Origin of the sequence: Nonomuraea sp. NPDC050556, from assembly GCF_044457355.1 — a bacterium.
In the GTDB taxonomy this organism is placed as follows: Bacteria; Actinomycetota; Actinomycetes; order Streptosporangiales; family Streptosporangiaceae; genus Nonomuraea.
The window spans coordinates 891,222-908,090 of the sequence record NZ_JBITGU010000004.1; the positions used below are offsets into that span (position 1 = coordinate 891,222).

Annotated in this window: 17 protein-coding genes; 5 read left to right on the top strand and 12 right to left on the bottom strand. The window is 69.4% G+C overall.

Features of this window, described 5'->3' with window-relative positions; genetic code table 11:
• Positions 1–11 precede the first annotated feature (11 nt).
• The 4 genes from ACIBG8_RS41160 (at position 12) to ACIBG8_RS41175 (ending at position 2,892) form a co-directional block, all read left to right on the top strand.
• Positions 12–893, top strand: a complete 882-nt coding sequence (locus ACIBG8_RS41160; RefSeq protein ID WP_397348645.1) for an NAD(P)-dependent oxidoreductase — start codon at positions 12–14, stop codon at positions 891–893.
• A 70-nt stretch (positions 894–963) separates the two neighbouring features.
• A complete protein-coding gene (locus ACIBG8_RS41165) occupies positions 964–1,602 on the top strand; it encodes a rhomboid family intramembrane serine protease (RefSeq protein WP_397348646.1) in 639 nt (212 codons plus the stop codon).
• Positions 1,603–1,636: 34 nt separating this feature from the next.
• Complete coding sequence (locus ACIBG8_RS41170; RefSeq protein ID WP_397348647.1) at positions 1,637–2,593, top strand: ATP-binding protein; 957 nt, start codon at positions 1,637–1,639, stop codon at positions 2,591–2,593.
• Positions 2,566–2,892, top strand: coding sequence for a DUF4143 domain-containing protein (locus ACIBG8_RS41175; protein WP_397348648.1), 327 nt, complete (start codon positions 2,566–2,568; stop codon positions 2,890–2,892). Before ACIBG8_RS41170 ends, ACIBG8_RS41175 begins: the two co-directional genes overlap by 28 nt.
• A 198-nt stretch (positions 2,893–3,090) precedes the next feature.
• Here the strand turns inward: ACIBG8_RS41175 and ACIBG8_RS41180 are convergent, their stop codons facing one another.
• The 10 genes from ACIBG8_RS41180 to ACIBG8_RS41225 form a co-directional block, all read right to left on the bottom strand.
• Complete coding sequence (locus ACIBG8_RS41180) at positions 3,091–4,044, bottom strand: electron transfer flavoprotein subunit alpha/FixB family protein (RefSeq protein ID WP_397348649.1); 954 nt, start codon at positions 4,042–4,044, stop codon at positions 3,091–3,093.
• A gap of 19 nt (positions 4,045–4,063) precedes the next feature.
• The gene (locus tag ACIBG8_RS41185) at positions 4,064–4,843 is read right to left on the bottom strand and encodes an electron transfer flavoprotein subunit beta/FixA family protein (RefSeq protein WP_397348650.1); all 780 of its coding nucleotides are present in this window, start codon (positions 4,841–4,843) and stop codon (positions 4,064–4,066) included.
• Between the two features lie 184 nt (positions 4,844–5,027).
• The gene (locus ACIBG8_RS41190; RefSeq protein ID WP_397348651.1) at positions 5,028–6,206 is read right to left on the bottom strand and encodes a serine/threonine-protein kinase; all 1,179 of its coding nucleotides are present in this window, start codon (positions 6,204–6,206) and stop codon (positions 5,028–5,030) included.
• A gap of 35 nt (positions 6,207–6,241) precedes the next feature.
• Entirely contained in the window at positions 6,242–7,957 is a 1,716-nt protein-coding gene (locus ACIBG8_RS41195) for a serine/threonine-protein kinase (protein ID WP_397348652.1), read from the bottom strand.
• 21 nt (positions 7,958–7,978) lie between these two features.
• Positions 7,979–9,844, bottom strand: coding sequence for a serine/threonine-protein kinase (locus tag ACIBG8_RS41200; protein WP_397348653.1), 1,866 nt, complete (start codon positions 9,842–9,844; stop codon positions 7,979–7,981).
• A gap of 131 nt (positions 9,845–9,975) precedes the next feature.
• On the bottom strand, positions 9,976–10,491 hold the full coding sequence (locus ACIBG8_RS41205) for a YbaK/EbsC family protein (protein WP_397348654.1): 516 nt from the start codon (positions 10,489–10,491) through the stop codon (positions 9,976–9,978).
• A 15-nt stretch (positions 10,492–10,506) separates the two neighbouring features.
• A complete protein-coding gene (locus ACIBG8_RS41210) occupies positions 10,507–12,051 on the bottom strand; it encodes a flavin monoamine oxidase family protein (RefSeq protein ID WP_397348655.1) in 1,545 nt (514 codons plus the stop codon).
• Positions 12,048–12,890, bottom strand: coding sequence for a M55 family metallopeptidase (locus ACIBG8_RS41215; protein ID WP_397348656.1), 843 nt, complete (start codon positions 12,888–12,890; stop codon positions 12,048–12,050). Before ACIBG8_RS41215 ends, ACIBG8_RS41210 begins: the two co-directional genes overlap by 4 nt.
• Positions 12,887–14,089, bottom strand: coding sequence for a DUF6395 domain-containing protein (locus ACIBG8_RS41220; RefSeq protein WP_397348657.1), 1,203 nt, complete (start codon positions 14,087–14,089; stop codon positions 12,887–12,889). The genes ACIBG8_RS41215 and ACIBG8_RS41220 overlap by 4 nt, the downstream gene beginning before the upstream one ends.
• The gene (locus ACIBG8_RS41225; protein ID WP_397348658.1) at positions 14,086–14,373 is read right to left on the bottom strand and encodes a hypothetical protein; all 288 of its coding nucleotides are present in this window, start codon (positions 14,371–14,373) and stop codon (positions 14,086–14,088) included. The genes ACIBG8_RS41220 and ACIBG8_RS41225 overlap by 4 nt, the downstream gene beginning before the upstream one ends.
• Positions 14,374–14,478: 105 nt before the next feature.
• Between ACIBG8_RS41225 and ACIBG8_RS41230 the strand changes: the two genes are divergently transcribed.
• The gene (locus ACIBG8_RS41230; RefSeq protein ID WP_397348659.1) at positions 14,479–15,204 is read left to right on the top strand and encodes an SIMPL domain-containing protein; all 726 of its coding nucleotides are present in this window, start codon (positions 14,479–14,481) and stop codon (positions 15,202–15,204) included.
• Positions 15,205–15,238: 34 nt separating this feature from the next.
• Here the strand turns inward: ACIBG8_RS41230 and ACIBG8_RS41235 are convergent, their stop codons facing one another.
• A complete protein-coding gene (locus ACIBG8_RS41235) occupies positions 15,239–16,012 on the bottom strand; it encodes an enoyl-CoA hydratase/isomerase family protein (protein WP_397348660.1) in 774 nt (257 codons plus the stop codon).
• A gap of 333 nt (positions 16,013–16,345) precedes the next feature.
• On the bottom strand, positions 16,346–16,804 hold the full coding sequence (locus ACIBG8_RS41240; protein WP_397348661.1) for a hypothetical protein: 459 nt from the start codon (positions 16,802–16,804) through the stop codon (positions 16,346–16,348).
• Positions 16,805–16,869: the final 65 nt, after the last annotated feature.

The window sequence follows — 16,869 nt, forward strand, 5'->3', positions numbered from 1 at the left end:
TTCATACCGGTATGAACGTTGAAGATGCCTTCATGGCTCCCAACACCACCATGAACGAGAAGAATCCTGTGACCGTGATCGGCCTGGGCCTGATGGGCCAGGCGCTGGCCGCCGCCCTCCTGCGCGCCGGGCACCCGACGACCGTGTGGAACCGTACTGCCTCCAAAGCCGACGACCTGGTCGCGGCCGGCGCGACGCTCGCGGCCTCGGTCGCCGAGGCGGTCGCGGCCAGCCCGCTGGTGATCCTCTGCGTGACCGACTACGCCGCCGTGCGCTCGCTGGGCCCTCTCGGTCTTGACGGGCGGGTCGTGGTGAACCTGACCTCGGGCACCTCCGCCGACGCCAGGGCCTTGGGCGCGTCGACCACCTCCTACCTCGACGGCGCGATCATGGCGATCCCCCAGGGCATCGGAACGGCAGAGGCCGTCATCCTCTACAGCGGCCCGCGCGCGGCCTTCGACGCGCATGAGGCGACCCTGGGCGTCCTGGCGGGCGTGACGACGTATCTGGGCGAGGACCACGGGTTGTCGGCCTTGCACGACGTGGCCGTGCTGAGCCTGATGTGGAACGTTCTGAATGGTTTCCTCCAGGGAGCCGCGCTGCTGCGGGCGGCCGGGGTCGACGCGTCCGCCTTCGCCCCGCTCGCCCAGGCGAGCATCGGTACGGTCGCCGGATGGGTGGAGGGTTACGCCAAGCAGATCGACGCGGGCGCCTATCCCGCGCTGGACGCCACGATCGACACCCACGCGGCCACCATGGACCACCTCATCCACGAGAGCGAGGCTTTGGGCGTATCCACCGAGCTCCCCCGCTTCGTGAAGACCCTGGCCGACCGCGCCGTGGCCGCCGGACGCGGTGGAGACGGGTATGCGGCGATGATCGAGCAGTTCTGACGTTTGTCACATCCGTCTCACGACGGATGCCACTGCCGGGGCTCACCCGGGCCGTGGAACGCTGGGTCGCATGCGCCGCTTCCCCATCGTCACCCTGGTGGTCTTCTTGGTCACCGCGGTGCCGAGCACCCTGCAGTTCTTCCTGCCCGGCCTCGAACCCGCCCTGATGCGGGTCCCGGGGTCGGGCGACTGGTGGCGCACGTTCACCTCCCTGGTGGTGCAGGACGGCGGTGTAGGCGGCACCGTCTTCAACCTGGCGTGCCTCGCCGTGATCGGATATTTCACGGAACAGACCTTCGGCCCGTGGCGGTGGCTCCTCCTGTACGCCGGAGGCGCCGCAGCCGGCCAGGCGGCGGGCTACTTGTTCGGAGATCCAGGCGCAGGCAACTCCATAGCCGTCTGCGGCCTGGCGGCAGGCCTCGCGTACGCCTCGGGCAGCCTGGAACGCTCGATCGCCGGTTTCTACGCGGCCGCGATGCTGACGACGGCGCTGTCTTCGGTGGTCATCATGGTGGTGGCGTGCGCGGCGGCGTTCCAGCTGATCGTCCAGCGCAACCGCCTGCCGTACTGGACCGGTGCCGCTTTGGCCGCAGCCTCCGGCATCTTCCTGACCGTGATCGGCAACCTCCACGGCCCCGCCTTGCTGGGCGGCCTGGCAGTGGGCGCAGCCATCAGGCGAAATGGCAGGTTGAGGCGAGGCGAAATGTAAGGTTAGCCCTGGACGAAGTGACAGGAGCTGAGTTGTGAACGCCTTCATTCCGCGCCTTTCCGAGCGGCGGCTCGTCGAACTCATGGAGTCGTTCAGAGTTGTTGTGATCAACGGGCCTCGACAGGCCGGCAAGACCACCCTGATGGAGATCTACCGCGATCACCATGGCGGCGAGCTGATCTCGCTGGACGACCCGATCCAGCTCACCGCGGCGATCGAGGACCCCAGGACGCTGGTGAACGAGTCGGCTCGGCCACTCCTCATCGACGAGGTGCAGCGTGCGGGCGACCCTCTCGTGCTGAGCGTCAAACTCGCGGTCGACAGGAATCGCGACAGGGGACAGTTCGTCCTCTCCGGATCTGCGCAGTTCCTTACAGTGCCGAAGCTGTCCGAGTCTCTGGCGGGGCGCGCGGCGTTCCTGGACCTGTGGCCCTTCTCCATGGTGGAGCGCACGTCAGGTCCAGCCGACTTCTGCGACCTCCTCTTCACCGCGCCCGAGCGGCTACGGCACGGCCGCCCCTCCCCTTGGAGTCGATCGGGCTATCTCGAGCTCGTGACCGGCGGCAGCTACCCAGAGGCGATCGAGATGCCGGTCCACAGCAGGCGGGTGTGGTTCGACTCCTACCTCCGCACCGTGATCTCACGGGACATCCGAGAGTTCGCGCACATCCAGCATGGCGAGTCGATACCTCGGCTCCTGTCCCTCCTGGCTGCCAGGGCCGGGAGCACAGCCGAGGTCGCCGACCTCGCACGCAACACCGAGTTGACCCGCGAAACGATCCGAAACTACCTCGCCTACCTCAACGGCGTCTTCCTCACCGCCACCGCGCAGGCGTGGTCCACCAACCTGTCCACCAAGGCGGCAAAGACAGCAAAGACCTACCTCACGGACTCGGGGCTCGCGGCCCACGTTCTCCAAACCGACCACTGCGGACACCGGGGAACGCTGCGCTCGGAGGGCTGGTGGAGACGTTTGCCTTCACGGAGCTGACCAAGCTCCGCTCGACCGCGTCGGAGCCTTTCAAGATCTACTACTTCCGCGACCGTAACGGGCGGGAGATCGACTTCATCCTTGAGCGCTACGACGGCCGGATCGCCGGTATCGAGGTTAAGGCCACCGCATCCCCTACGTCGAAGGACGCCAGCCATCTCCGCTGGCTCCGGGACGCTCTGGGTGACCGGTTTGTCGCGGGTGTGGTGCTTCATTTGGGTGACCAGAGCGTCTCTTTGGGGGATCGCATCCAGCTTCTCCCCATGTCCGCCCTGTGGGGCCACGCCACGATGCGGTAAACGCCACAGACTTTCGCGCTCACTTACGTTCACGCTGGCCCCACCCCGACGCCGTCAGCAGCGTCAACCCCGCACGGACGGGAACTGCCCGATGTGGCCAGCCACTGCAGGACCAGGGGCGGGTGGGCGGAGGGCGGGCAGGCGGGGATGCGAAAAGGGGCCGGTCCGTTGTGGACCGGCCCCTTTTCTCGTGCCCTGCTACTTGCGCTTCTTGACCTCGTCGGCCAGTTGCGGGACGACCTGGTGGAGGTCGCCGACGACGCCGAAGTCGGCGAGTTCGAAGATCGGCGCCTCCGGGTCCTTGTTGATCGCCACGATGGTCTTCGCGGTCTGCATCCCGGCCCGGTGCTGGATCGCGCCAGAAATACCGGCGGCGATGTACAGCTGCGGGGACACCGTCTTACCCGTCTGACCCACCTGGAACTGGTGCGGGTACCAACCGGCGTCCGTCGCAGCGCGCGAAGCGCCCACGGCGGCGCCCAGCGCGTCGGCGAGGCCCTCGATGACGGAGAAGTTCTCCGCCGACCCCACCCCGCGCCCACCCGAGACCACGATCGCGGCCTCGGTGAGCTCCGGCCTGGCGCCCTTCTCCTGCTTCACCCGCTCCACGACCCGGGCGGCGCGCCCGAGGTCCGAGACGGTGATGGAGACGGACTCCTCCGTACCGGCCCCGGCAGCGGCCACGGGGGCCGTCGAGTTGGGGCGGACGGCGATGATGGGCGTGCCCTTGGTGACCCTGGAGTGCACGTTGACGCCGCCACCGAAGATGGACTGGTCGGCCACGAAGCCCTCGCCCAGCCCGACGGCGTCGGTGATGACGCCGGAGTCGGTCTTGACGGCGAGCCGTCCCGCGATCTCCTTGCCCTCGGCCGTGGCCGCGACGAGCACGGCGGCGGGCGAGGTGGAGGAGACGAGCGAGGCGAGCAGTTCGGCCTTCGGCGCCACGACGTAGTCGACGACGTCGGAGGACGCGTCCACGTAGATCTTCTCGGCGCCGTACTCGGCCAGCTTGGCCTTGGCGTCCGGACCGAACGAAGGACCGGCCCAGACGGCGGACGGGGTGCCGAGGGAGCGGGCCAGCGTCAGCAGTTCGAGCGTGACCTTCTTGACCTCGCCGTCGACGTGCTCAACGAGTACGAGAATTTCCGACATATCAGCAAAACCCCCGTTCTCAGATGAACTTCTTGGACGCGAGGAAGTCGGCGGCCTTGGCGCCACCGTCGCCCTCGTCCTTGACGACGGTGCCCGCCGCGCGCGGCGGAGCGGCGGCGAAGTCGACGACCTCGGACCAGGCGGCGCCGAGGCCCACCTGGGACGCGTCGATGTCGGCGTCGGCGACCGTCAAGGAGGAGACCGGCTTCTTCTTGGCCGCCATGATGCCCTTGAAGGACGGGTACCGCGGGTCGTTGATCTTCTCGACGACGGAGACGACGGCGGGCAGGGACGCCTCGACCTTGTCGTACCCGTAGTCGGTGATCCGCTGGATCGTGATCGAGGAGCCGTCGATGTCGACCTTGTTGGCCAGCGTGAGCTGGGCCACGCCGAGGCGCTCGGCCAGCATCGCGGCCAGCACGCCGGTGCGCGCGTCGGTCGACTCCGACCCGAGGATCACCAGGTCGAACCCGATCTTGCGCAGCGTCTGTGCCATCGCGTAGGAGGTCGACAGCGCGTCGGACCCGTGCAGAGCGTCGTCAGAGACGTGGACCGCCTTGTCGGCGCCCATGGCCAGGGCCTTGCGGATGGTCTCGGTGGCCTTGGCAGGGCCCAGGGTGAGTACGGTGACCTCACCGCCGTGGGCTTCCTTGAGCTTCAGGGCCTCTTCGACCGCGTACTCGTCAAGCTCGTTCACCACGCCGTCGGCGGCGTCGCGGTCGAGCGTCTTGTCATCCGACCGGAGCTTGCGCTCGGTCGCCGTGTCGGGGACCTGCTTCACGCAGACGACGATGTTCATGGCCGGTGGCCGACCTCCCGTTATCGCATGCTCGAAATCGTGCTGTCCAGATTGCCAGGCTCCCCGAGGGGTTGTGACAGCGGGTCGCCTACGGCCATGTTACCCATGAGTAGCTTCCAGACAAACCCGCAGGAAGACACCCTACCGAACTTTATTCGGTTATGACCTCCATCGGAAATCGCGATCACGCGTTGAGCAGGAAGACCACCGCGACCACCAGCGCCGTCCCCGCGAACAGCGCCAGCACCAGCGGGCTGAACGCCGCGCTGAGCCCGAACGCCAGCGCCACCACCCCGCCCGCTCCCGCCAGGTTCGTGATGATGCGCGAGCGGCGGAAAGGACTCCGCGAGAACAGCGCCGCCCCAGAGTCGATGAGCACGACGAGCACGTAGGACGACAGCAGCAACAACGCCGCCTCAGGCATCGGGAACCGCGCGGCGGCCGCCAGCAGCCCCACGAACAGCCCGGAACCGATCACCCACCAGCGCCGCACCTTCTGCCGGTGCCGAGCCCGCGACTCCTCCACGGACTCCCGGTGCGACGAGGGCCGGTCGGGCCGCCACTCCTGGGTCGGCATGTGGTGCACCTCAGCAGGCGGGGCGGGGACGACGACCGCCCCCAGACGCGCGCAGATCTGCTCGGCGGTCGGCCGGGCGGCAGGGTCGGTGCGCAGGCAGTCGCGCAGCAACGGCTCCAGCCACGACGGCACGCCCGTCAGGTCCGGCTCGTGATGGACCACCCGGTAGGCGACCGCCGAGGCAGGACCTTTCCCGTACGGTCCCCGCCCGGTCGCCGCGTACGCCAGCGTCGCGCCGAAGGAGAAAACATCGGCCGCCATACCGGAGGCGACCCCTTCGAGCACCTCGGGCGCGAGATACCCCGGCGTACCGATCACCGCCCCCGAAGCGGTCACCGACAGCGAGTCCAGCGCGCACGCGATCCCGAAGTCGATCACCACCGGCTCGCCCTCGGCCATCATCACGTTCGCCGGTTTCAGGTCGCGGTGCACCACACCGGCCGCGTGCATCGCCGCGAGCGCCTCGGCCAGCCCGACCGCCAACCGGCGCAGGTCGGGCGCCGCCACCTCGCTGAGCGGCCGCCCCTGGACGTAACGCGTCACGAGGTACGGCCTGGCCACGTCGAGCGAGGCGTCGAGCACCTCGGCCACCCGCGGCCCGCGCACCCGCCGCATCGTCTCGACCTCGCGCTCCAGCCGGGCCAGCGCGGTCGAGTCGGCGGCCACGTGCGGGTGCAGGATCTTGACGGCGACCGTACGCCCGTCGGCGTCGAGCGCGAGGTGCACCTCGCCGAACCCGCCGGAGCCGAGTTTGGAGAGCAGACGGTAGGGGCCGAGCTCGCTCATAACCCTCCTTTGCCCCAGCGAGGCCGGGAGGACACTCAGGACCAGGGCGACAGCCAGCCGAGCCCCACGGAGTTCAGCAGGCTGTCGGCCAGCCCGGTGATCTGTCCCATGACGGTGGCCTTCGCGCTCCTGCCGAGCTCCTCCAGCACGTCCTGCGGAGCCCGCCAGGGCGACCAGATCGTGGCCTGGTCGATGGCGAACAGCACCGCGAGCAGCGCAGCCGTACCGACGACGAGAGCCACGACCAAGGCGGCGCCCGGGGTCCTGATGACGCCGTTCAGCGCCCTGGTGACCGCCTTGCGCGGCGCCCCGGCCCCTGGGAGCAGGAACAGGCCCACCACGAACGCGCCTGCGGCGTACGCCGTGGCCTTGTTGGTGGTGATCCCCGCCCCGAAGTTCGCTATGCCGTACGTGCATAGGCCGAACAGGATACTGAGCGGCACATGAACCAGCGTCACCAGCGAAGCCTTGACCAGCGCCCAAGGCGTGCCGACCACGGCCAGCCACGGATCCGCCGAGCTCGCGCCACGCAGCTGGCGCCGCTGTGCCAGGTCGCCCACGAGGTATTCGCCCACCCGGAGTACCAGCACCAGCGCGACAGCGACCACGCTGACCACGACGGGCACCATCACCGCGAGCCCGGCCAGCAGCGCGAGCAGCCCCACTCCGATGAGCTTGTGCCCCGAGCGATAACGCGGGCGCGGCGCTGCGGGAGCGGGCGGCGGCACGTAGGGCGGCGGTGGCGTGTAGGGGCGCACCTGGGAGGGCGGCGGACCGGCGACCCGCTGGTCGGCGACCGGCGGCCGGACCGGCGCGGGCGGCGGGACGTAGGGCGGGGGCTGCCTGCCGTACTCGACAGGGGGCAGCAGGTCCGAGTAGGAGCCGGTCTGGTTGGGCAGCACCTTCGTCCCGTTGCGCGGCGTCTCGTGGAACGCCGTCACCCGGGGGTCGAGCGCCCGCGCCATGCGCAGCAGCTCCTGCGCCGACGGCCGCGAGCGCGCGTCCACCGCGAGCGCCCTGCTCAGCCACCCGCGCAGCCACGGGGGCGCCTTCTCGAGCTGGGCGCGCCCCTCCATGATGTTGAAGCAGACGACCTCGAACGTGCCCGTGCCGAACGGCGGAGCGCCCACCGCGGCGAAGAACACCGTCGAGGCCAGCGCGTGCACGTCGGCCGCCTGGGTGATCTCGGAGTCGCGGATGATCTCGGGGGCGAGGTAGCCGGGGGTGCCGACGAACATGCCCGTCTGGGTCAGCCTGGTCGCGTTGACCAGGTGCGCGATGCCGAAGTCGATGACGAGCGGCTCGCCGTCCACCAGCATGACGTTGGACGGCTTGAAGTCGCGGTGGATCACGTCGGCCGCGTGGATCGCGACCAGCGCCTGGCACAGGCCGACGGCCAGCCTGATGAGCTGGCGCGCCTCGAGTGGGCCTTCGGAGAGTACGGTCTCCTCCAGCGTGCGGCCGGGCGCGAACCTGGTCACGACGTACGGCTGGCCGCCCACGAGTTCGGCGTCGACCACGGCCGCGACGTGCGGGCTGCGCACCCGGCGCATCGTCTCGACCTCGCGCGTCAGGCGGTCGCGCGCCTTCAGGTCGGCTGCGACGTGCGGGTGCAGCACCTTGATGGCGACCTCGCGGCCGGCCTCGTCGAGCCCAAGGTGGACAACCCCCATGCCACCTTCGCCGATCTTCCTGACCACCCGGTAGGGACCGAGCCGTTCAGGTGGTGCCTGGGTATTGCCCTGGCTCATCGCTTTGCCGCCCCCCTGGCGTCACTTCGGTTGGAGATCGTGGAGCTTCGTTGTCACCAGGTCGACGTTGACCGGTGTCCATGTGGCGTCCCGAGCGCCGTTGACGGTTCCGTACGCGAGCAGGAGCGACAGTGCGGCAGCCGCTCCGAAGACCCCGGCCATCACGATGGCCGCTGTTCTAGAGGGTACGAGCGAAGCAAGCGTTCTGCGCATCTGTCGCCCAGGTCCCTCCACACCGGGCCCGGCGCAGATGGTCCACAGGGCCACGGCCGCGCCCCACGCCAGGGCGTTCGACGGGTCCATCTTGACCAGCACGGTGAGCAGCAACGTCACCGGCAGGCCCAGGATGAGCGCGTAGAGCACCAGGGCGAGCGTGATGCCTATCGACTTGGCCAGCGCCTTCGGATAGGCGAAGACCCTGATCACGTCGAACGCGGCGGAGCCGGTCGACCTGCGGCCGCTGAGCTGGTTCTGGGCCAGGTCGGCCGCGCGCAGCAGCACCGCGAACGGGATCACGACGGCGGCCACGACCAGCGGCGCGAGCGCGGCCAGCACGACCATGACGATGAGCAGCATCGCCCCGGCAACGCCGTACGCCTTGGAGCGCTGGAGCACCGCCCCGGGGACGGACGCGGGCACGTACGGCTCGCGCTTGGTCGACGGGTCTGGCGGATACTGGACCGGCGGCGGTACGTAGGGCGGCGGCGTCCTGAGGTACTCCGGGTTGTCCGGCCTGACCCGCCTGGTCGGCACGTCGAGCTCGGGGTGCGAAGGGTGCGAGGCGTGGTTGCCCTGCACGGGCACCTGGTTGCCCTGCGCGGACACCTGCTGCTGCCACGGCCTGCTGGCGGCCTGCGGCTCCTCACGCATGCGAGCCAGCTCCTCCGGGCTCACCCGGCGGGTCGGCCACGGGTCCCCGCCCTGCGGCAGTTGCTCGGGGACGGAAGGAACCGAAGGGCTCGAAGGTTGTCCAGGAAGCAGGGACACGTAAGGGCCTGACGGCGGCGGCGTCGGCAGTTCGGCCGGGGGTGTCGTGTGGCGGTCGCGGTCGCCGCGCGGCACGGTCGAGATCTCCTCGGGCACGCTGCCCGGCGCCTGCGGCAGCAGCCGCGCGGTCTGCTCGGCCAGCTCCGCCGCCTTGGGCCGCTTGGCAGGGCTGCGCTGGAAGGCCGCCTTGAGCAGCGGCTGCAGCGGCGCCGGCATGGCGCTGATGTCGGCCTTGCCAGCGGTGATGTTGTAGAAGATCATCTCCAGCGTGCCCTTGCCGAAGGGCGGCAGGCCGGTGCCGGCGAACAGCAGCGTTCCCGCCCAGGCGTGCACGTCGACCTCGGGCCCGGCCTCCTGCCCCTCGATGATCTCGGGGGCGAGGTAGCCGGGGGTGCCGATGAACATGCCCGTCTGGGTCAGCCTGGTCGCGTCGACCGCCTGCGCGATGCCGAAGTCGATCAGCACCGGGTGACCGTCCATGATGATCACGTTGCCCGGCTTGAGGTCGCGGTGGATCACGCCGACCGCGTGCACGGCGGCCAGCGCGGCGGCCACGCCGTGCGCGAGCCTGGTCAGCGCGGGCAGGTCGAGCGGCCCGTCGTCCTTGACGATCTCGTCGAGGGGACGTCCAGGGACGTATCGGGTGACGATGTAGGGACGATGACCCGTCACGTCGGCGTCGACGACCTCGGCGATGTAGCGGCTGCGCACCCGGCGCATCGTCTCGACCTCGCGCGAAAGCCGCCGCCTGGCGACGTCGTCGCCGGCGACCTCGCTGCGCAGGACCTTGACCGCCACCTGTCGCCCCTGAGGGTCGACAGCGAGGTGGACCACGCCCATTCCGCCCTCGCCAAGCTTCCTGAGCAGCTTGTAAGGACCTAGTCGGTCATCCTGATTCATGGCATGAAGCACCATACCGGCTTAAACCCCGCCCACGAGATGAACCATGAGGCCACATTCCCACTCGTACAACGTCCAGGTTGACCCCATCGGTTTCCCAATCAACGGAATCGATCAATCTCAAATTGGCCTCAGTTCGCTAGGTCGATGACCTCCGCGCCCTTCAGCCCGGTGAGCGCGGCCCCGGAGAGGGCCAGCTTGGAGCGCCGAACCCCGCTTCCGACGACCACTCTCGGGTGTGCGGCCACCGCCGCGTCGACCAGGATCGGCCAGCCGTCGGGAAGGCCGATCGGCGTGATGCCGCCGTACTCCATCCCGGTCAGCTCGACCGCCTCGGCCATCGGCGCGAAGCTCGCCCGGCGCGCGTCCAGATGCCTGCGGACGACTCCGTTGACGTCCACGCGCATCGTGGCGAGCACCATGCAGGCCGCGTAGCGCACCTCGCCGCCGCGCTTGGCGGCGACGACGACACAGTTGGCCGACTCGTCCAGGCTCACGCCGTACATCTCGCAGAAGGCGGCCGTGTCGGCGAGATCGGCGTCGATCTCCGCGACCTCCATGTCAGGCAGGCCGGGTACGGCTCGCGCCACCGGCTCGGTCAGCAGGTCGAGTCGCTCACCCACGGGCACCCAGTTCAACGTCTCCACCTCCAGGACCCTACGTCACGGAGACTGCAACACCCTCTGATGCAGCTGGGTCACCGCACTCCTGGCGGACTCCATCGCGCCCGCCTGCCAGGCGATCAGATGCGTCAGCCAGTCGCCTGTGAAGTACACCCTTCCCGCGGGGCGTTGCAGAAGAGTGAACGAGGAATCAAAGTCCGGCCACCGAACCCAGCCGCCGCCGATGTGGGCCTGGCGTTCCCAGGCGATCGAGACGCTGGACAGGACGTCCTGGCGGTACTTCTCGCCGTGGATCTTCTTGCCCTGGGTGAGGGCTCGGCGCTTGCGGTCCTCCGGGGTGAGTGCTCCGTACAGCTCGGCGTTCTTCTCGCTGGCGTAGTAGCCGACGATCAGGCCGGTCCTGGCGTGGTAGCCGTGGCTGGGGTACCAGATGTGGGTGATGTCGAGGTCGGTCTCGGTGACGCCGCCGTAGATGCGGTCCTCCAGCTCCCACCAGCGCCTGCCGTACTCCAGGCCGATCTTGCCTGCGGCGACGGGCTGCGGGGTCCTGAGCGCGGTGGTGATCTCGGCGCCGAGGTTGTGCGGGATCCTGGCGAGGACGTGGGGCGGGAGGGCGGCGATGCAGTAGTCGGCCTTGAGCGAGCCGCCGTTCCAGGTGACCTCAACGCCGTCCTGGAGGTTGGTGATCCTGTTGATCTGGACGCCGGTCCTGATGCGGTCGGCGCCGACCTTCTCCACGAGGGCGTTGACGATGGCGTCCATGCCACCGACGGGCTGGAACATGGGGGTGGCCTGGTCGTAGCCGAAGTCGTTGGTGATCGACCGGCCGACTCCCGCGGCGAGGACGTCTCTGAGCGTTTGCGGTCCGTCGAGCGGAGTGCCCGTCCCGATATCCGGAAATTTCGTGAAACCGCGCCTGGTCGAGCCCTCGTAGTCGAGTTTGGGTCCCAGGTCGCCGAACCTTCTCAGGAACTCCAGGAGGCGCTCCTGGTCGTCCTTGGTCAGCTTCCTGTCCAGGGCTCCGGCGTGCGTGACCTTGGCGAGGAGCTCGGCGACGTAGCCGTACATGTCGGCGCGGGCCGTACGGGCTCTGACGGTCTGGCCGTTGGTGTGCACGTAGGCGGCCGCGTTGTTGTTGACGAAGGTCTCGATGGGGATGCCCAGCTCGCGGCAGTAGTCCATGGTGACCATCCACGGCGCGATCCGCCCTGGACCGGCGTTGAAGTAGACGCCCTCGCCGAACTTCACGTCCTGTGACGGGCCGTTGGCCTCCTCCAGGCGGTCGCCGCCGCGCAACGTGAGGTTCCTGCCGCCCGCCCTGGCCCGCGCTTCGAGGAGCGTGCAGTCGTAGCCCGCCTTGCCCAGCTCGTACGCCGCGACCAGCCCGCTGACCCCTGCGCCCAGGATGACGACCTTGGCGGACGCCTTGCCCTTGAGGGAGAAGTCCGAGGCCTGCGGCGGGGTGAACGCCTTCTCCTGGCTGTCCGGGGCGAGGCCGAGGGCGCCCATGGCCGCGTACATCGCCCCTGCGCCGCCGGCCGCCCCGATCCCGACCAGCAGTCCGCGCCTGGTGACACCGTTCATCCGTACGGGCCGCTGCCGCAGGAGATCTGGCCGCCGATGGTGGCGAAGAGGCCGAACAGGGCCATGATCTGGCGGAAGTCGTCGGTGGTGAACTCGGTCTCGCGCGCTCCGGTCGCCTTCACGCCGGGAATGAGCGACACGGCGGCGGCGATCGCCGTCGAGTTCCACTCGACGCCCAGCGTGTACGGCGCAGCCAGGCTGTAGGGCGTGAAGTCGGTCAACCGGCCCAGCGCTCGGCACGTCGCTTCAAGGATGCGACCCTGGGCGACGGACGGTGGCAGCAGTTCGGCGGAGAACTTGTCGATCCCCTTCTTCACCGCCACGGTCTCCACGTCGCCGAGCAGTTCACGCGCCTCCTCGCCGACCGCCTCGTCGCCGGTGACCAGCACGACGGGCACGCCGTGGAACCCGGCGCACGCCGCCACCAGCCGCGTCTCGCCGCAGACCTCGCCGTTGAGGTAGACGTTCTGGATCTCCTTGCCCATCCAGGTGTGGTTGAGCACGCCGTGCGGCACCCCGGCGCGGGCGTGGTAGCCGACGAAGCAGGCGGCGCCGAAGGTGCCGTCGAGGCCCTGGGCCATGCGCTGCGACTTGCCCGGGCCGCGGATCAGGGTGGCGCGCGGGTCGAGCAGGTCGATCCTGAGGTTCTTGGTCGACCCGTGCGCGTCGTTGACCAGCACGCTCGTCGCCCCCGCCGCGAACGCGCCCGCGATGGCCGCGTTGGCGTCGGCGGTCATGAGCTCGCAGCCGCGTTCGTAGCCGCGCTTGCCCGCGTGCATCTCCTCCGGGTCGGTGAGGCCGGTGACGCCCTCCATGTCGACGGACAGGTAGACCTTCACGAACCCCACTCCTCGACCTTGCGCGCCTGCTCGTCGCTCATGAACCCGACGTTCTTCTCTATGTATGCATATATGGGCTGACGCCATGGTTCGGGGATCTCGTCGATCGCGGGCCGGTAGCAGCGGTCCAGCCAGGCGGTCGACTCCTCGGTGGCGTCGGGGAAATACTCCTTCGCCCTCCCGAGCGGGCCCAGGTCGGGAATGCGGGCTATGCCGTACTCGATCATCTCCATGCCGCCGAACGGCGGCTTCCTCAGCCACTTCTGGACGACCGGGCGCTTCTCCGTGAGCGGGGTGTCCAGCGGTCTGCGTTCGACCGCGGCCTGGATGATCTCCTTGTAGAGGCACTTCCCGCAGGTACGGCACGGCCCGCCGTCCCCGCGCAGGCACCACCTGAGCTGGTCCCTGAGCGGCGACTCCAGCGCCAGGCGCATCGTGACAGCCTCGCTGACCCCGCCGACGGGGAGCACGATGTGCAGGCCGGCCGCCGCGAACAGGCGGCCCCACGCGCCGTGCGGCGCCCACATCGGGTTGTCCGGGGTGAACCGCAGCAGGTAGCGGTCACCGCCGAGCCAGCGCGAGCCCAGCTCGTAGCCGAACGCCAGCCCGCCCAGGTCCATCCGGTCGGCCAGCAGCAGCGCGCCCACCGCGACCGCGTGGTGCTCGGGGTAGCCGGGGCGCGGCTCGGCCAGCGTGAACTCCAGGTCGCTGGTGACCGTGGTCAGCTCGCGGCCGGTCTGCTCGGCGAGCCTGGCGAGCACGTCGGAGCGGTAGTGCGTCCACCGGTTGGGGACGCGCGGGTGGCTCACCCTCCTGAAGTGGATGAACGGCGCGTCAGGGACCATCGACGCGGCAGCGACCGAGTCCGCGCCGCCGCTGTAGGAGAGCGCGAGCGTCCTCCCTGCCCGGCGTGCGGTTTCTCCGGTCGGTCCTGCCTCGACCCCCCAGCCGTCGTGCAGCGCCTGGGCCAGCTCGCTGGAGATCGCCCGGTCGAAGGTGACCCTTTCGCGCGTCCACGGCGCGATGACCGTCCAGGCGGCGACGGCGAACAGGTCGTTGTGCGCGTCGTCCGGCACGCCGCCGACCCGGCAGGAGTTGGTACGCAGCTTGACCGGGTGGCCGTCGGCCGCCTCACCGGCGATCTCGTCCTCGGGATCGAGCAGGAAGGTCAGCTCCGCGCCCTGCCAGCGCACCCTCATTTCCGCACCCGCAGCTCGTCGATCGCCTGCCAGACGAGGACCTCGTTCTGCAGCAGCCGGTCGAGGGACTCGGCCGTCTCCTGGGCCAGGCGGTCCTGCGGGGGTTTGGCGGTGCGCAGCCGTTCCACCTCGGCCGTGAGGGTCACCACCTCGCGGCGCAACGTCTGGACCTCCCACAAGGCGTCTTTGATGTCCTGCCGGTGGTCAGCCGCGGAGATGTACCGGGAGTCGAACCACGTGCGGACGGCCTTACGCAGCCGCGCCGGGACCAGGACGCGCATCATGAAACGCCACGATAGTGGCATCTATCCGCTTCTCCGACGAAATCCTGGGACGACCTTTAGCGGCACTCGCGGGGAGATGCGGTTCGCGCTTGATGAGATCGGCTCATGTTCAACCGCATCCTCGCCGCTGCCGCCGCGGCCGCCGTCCTCATGACCTCGTCGCCCGCTCTCGCCGACGGGTTCGACGGCAACCAGATCAGCGTCTCGGCCGAGGGCGAGGTGCAGGTGAAACCCGACCGCATGCGGCTGCGCGCCGGGGTCGAGGTGATCAGCGACAACGCCGCCGACGCCTACAGCTCGCTGCGGTCGGCCTCCGCTGCGCTCGTCGAGGCGCTGTCGGCTGCGGGCATCGACCCGTCCGACGTGCGGACCAGCGAGCTGTCGCTGAACCCCCAGTACGTGCCCGACCGGCACCCCGAGATCTCCGGGTACCGGGGGGTGCAGAGCGTCGAGGTGCTGGTCCGCTCGCTGGACTCGGCGGGGGACGTGCTCGGGGCACTACAGGGGGCGGGGTCGGCGCTGCGGGTGCAGTCGATCTCGTTCGAGGTGTCCGACCCTGAGGCGGCGCAGCGCGAGGCCCGTGCCGAGGCGCTGGCGAAGGCTCGGGCGAAGGCGCAGGAGTACGCCGAGGTGGCGGGGCGGGAGTTGGGGGCGCTGATCTCGTTCAACGACAGCGCCCCGACGTACCGGCCACACGTGGTGCCCTTCGCGATGGCCATGGCGGACGGCGCGGCGGGGGCGAAGTCGCTGCCGGTGAGCGCGGGCGAGGAGACCTTGAACGCCCGCGTCAACGTCGTCTACGAGGCCAGAATGCCCATCCCCAACCCCTAGCCTGTGCCACCCACCGCGACCGTCGCGGTGGGTGTCACCGACCGGTGAACTTCGGCTTGGCCTTCTCCGCGAACGCCCTCATACCGATCTTGGCGTCGTCAGTGGCGAACAGCCCGGAGAACTGCAGCCGCTCGATCTCCAGCCCGGTGTCGAGATCGACCTCCAGCCCCTGATCGATCGCCTGCTTGGCAGCACGCAACGCGACCCCGGGCCCGCCCACGAACGTCCTGGCCCACTCCAGCGCAGCCGTATAGACATCTGCATCCGGCACGACCCGATCCACCAGCCCGATCGCCAGCGCCTCAGCAGCCCCGACGTGCCGCCCGCTGAAGATCAGATCCTTGGCTCTGGCCGGTCCCACCAGCCGAGGCAACCGCTGAGTCCCACCGGCGCCGGGGATGATCCCGAGCTGGATCTCCGGCTGCCCCAGCCTGGCCCCCTCCCCCGCGACCCGGAAGTCCGCACAGAGCGCGAGCTCGCACCCGCCGCCCAGCGCATAGCCGGTGATGGCCGCGATGACAGGCTTCCCGATCCGCGTGACGGCCGTGAAACAGTCCTGAAGAACCGCGGAGTGCCCGGCCATGTCCGCATACGACATGTCCGCCATCTCCTTGATGTCGGCCCCAGCGGCGAAGACCCGCTCCCCGCCGTACACCACGACCGCCTCGACAGCCGAGTCCGCGTCCACGGCTCGGGCGGCTTCACCGATCTCACGCTGGACTTGGCCGTTGAGCGCGTTCATCTTGGGACGATCGAGCCTGATCGTCGCGACCCCGTCGGCAACCTCGACACGCACAAACTCACCCATCCCCCGACCCTATCCGCCCACCCCCCGAACACCACTCCCCCACCCACACCCGCCCCACCACCCCAAGCTCCCCCACCCCCCGCCTTCCCGCCCTCCGCCCACCCACCCGCCCGCCCCCGCTCCCGCTGTGGCTAGCCACCTCTGGCAGTGCCCGTCCGCACGGGGCTGTCCCGCCGTGGTCGGCCACCTCTGAAGGCGCCCGTCCACACGGACAACGTCCCCGGACACCCGGCCGGAGAGGGTCAACCCCACATAGCCCGAGCCCATATGCCGCGGAGGGAGGTCCAAGCGGTGCTCTCACGAGCCCGCCGGAAGCCCACGGACCCGGTCGGTCTACAGACGCGGCCTGGCCAAGATGTCCTCACGCATCGCCCGGTTCAATGCCCTCGACAGCCCACGACCGTCAATGTGCGCAGTACGCGCCTCGAGTCTGGCCTCCGTCAGCCCTATGTGCTTGATTCCCGCGTCGAGCACCTCTTGGCCGCAGATCAAGAACATGGCGTCCAATGCCTGCCGCCATGCGATCTCCTCAGCGCGTACTTCTACCTCTGGCTGCAGCAATCCATGCATGAGCGCGTTCCAGGCCGCCCAGTAGCCGGCGTACGTCTCGCGGCGCTCCTGCCGGATCTGACGAGCATGCTCCCAGTCGAGTGTTCGGTCGGTGGCGCTCGCCTGCCAGCGGTGGTTCAGGATCGCTGTAACCAGCGCGATCACGCCAGTGATCAGGACACCGCCGAGAGCTCCACCGAGAGCGAACCAGGCGCTCACCGAACTGCCCGCGTCCAATGTCATCGCACCACCTCACATCGAAGCTGACTTCCACGATGCGTGACGGAAGAGCTTCTTGCCGCCGGAAC

Bases quoted from the DNA above. Each gene is read 5' to 3' on its own strand.
- ACIBG8_RS41160 (WP_397348645.1), top strand. From the start codon at position 12: ATGAACGTTGAAGATGCCTTCATGGCTCCCAACACCACCATGAACGAG.
- ACIBG8_RS41165 (WP_397348646.1), top strand. From the start codon at position 964: ATGCGCCGCTTCCCCATCGTCACCCTGGTGGTCTTCTTGGTCACCGCG.
- ACIBG8_RS41180 (WP_397348649.1), bottom strand. From the start codon at position 4,044: ATGTCGGAAATTCTCGTACTCGTTGAGCACGTCGACGGCGAGGTCAAG.
- ACIBG8_RS41185 (WP_397348650.1), bottom strand. From the start codon at position 4,843: ATGAACATCGTCGTCTGCGTGAAGCAGGTCCCCGACACGGCGACCGAG.
- ACIBG8_RS41190 (WP_397348651.1), bottom strand. From the start codon at position 6,206: ATGAGCGAGCTCGGCCCCTACCGTCTGCTCTCCAAACTCGGCTCCGGC.
- ACIBG8_RS41195 (WP_397348652.1), bottom strand. From the start codon at position 7,957: ATGAGCCAGGGCAATACCCAGGCACCACCTGAACGGCTCGGTCCCTAC.
- ACIBG8_RS41200 (WP_397348653.1), bottom strand. From the start codon at position 9,844: ATGAATCAGGATGACCGACTAGGTCCTTACAAGCTGCTCAGGAAGCTT.
- ACIBG8_RS41210 (WP_397348655.1), bottom strand. From the start codon at position 12,051: ATGAACGGTGTCACCAGGCGCGGACTGCTGGTCGGGATCGGGGCGGCC.
- ACIBG8_RS41220 (WP_397348657.1), bottom strand. From the start codon at position 14,089: ATGAGGGTGCGCTGGCAGGGCGCGGAGCTGACCTTCCTGCTCGATCCC.
- ACIBG8_RS41225 (WP_397348658.1), bottom strand. From the start codon at position 14,373: ATGATGCGCGTCCTGGTCCCGGCGCGGCTGCGTAAGGCCGTCCGCACG.
- ACIBG8_RS41230 (WP_397348659.1), top strand. From the start codon at position 14,479: ATGTTCAACCGCATCCTCGCCGCTGCCGCCGCGGCCGCCGTCCTCATG.
- ACIBG8_RS41235 (WP_397348660.1), bottom strand. From the start codon at position 16,012: ATGGGTGAGTTTGTGCGTGTCGAGGTTGCCGACGGGGTCGCGACGATC.
- ACIBG8_RS41240 (WP_397348661.1), bottom strand. From the start codon at position 16,804: ATGACATTGGACGCGGGCAGTTCGGTGAGCGCCTGGTTCGCTCTCGGT.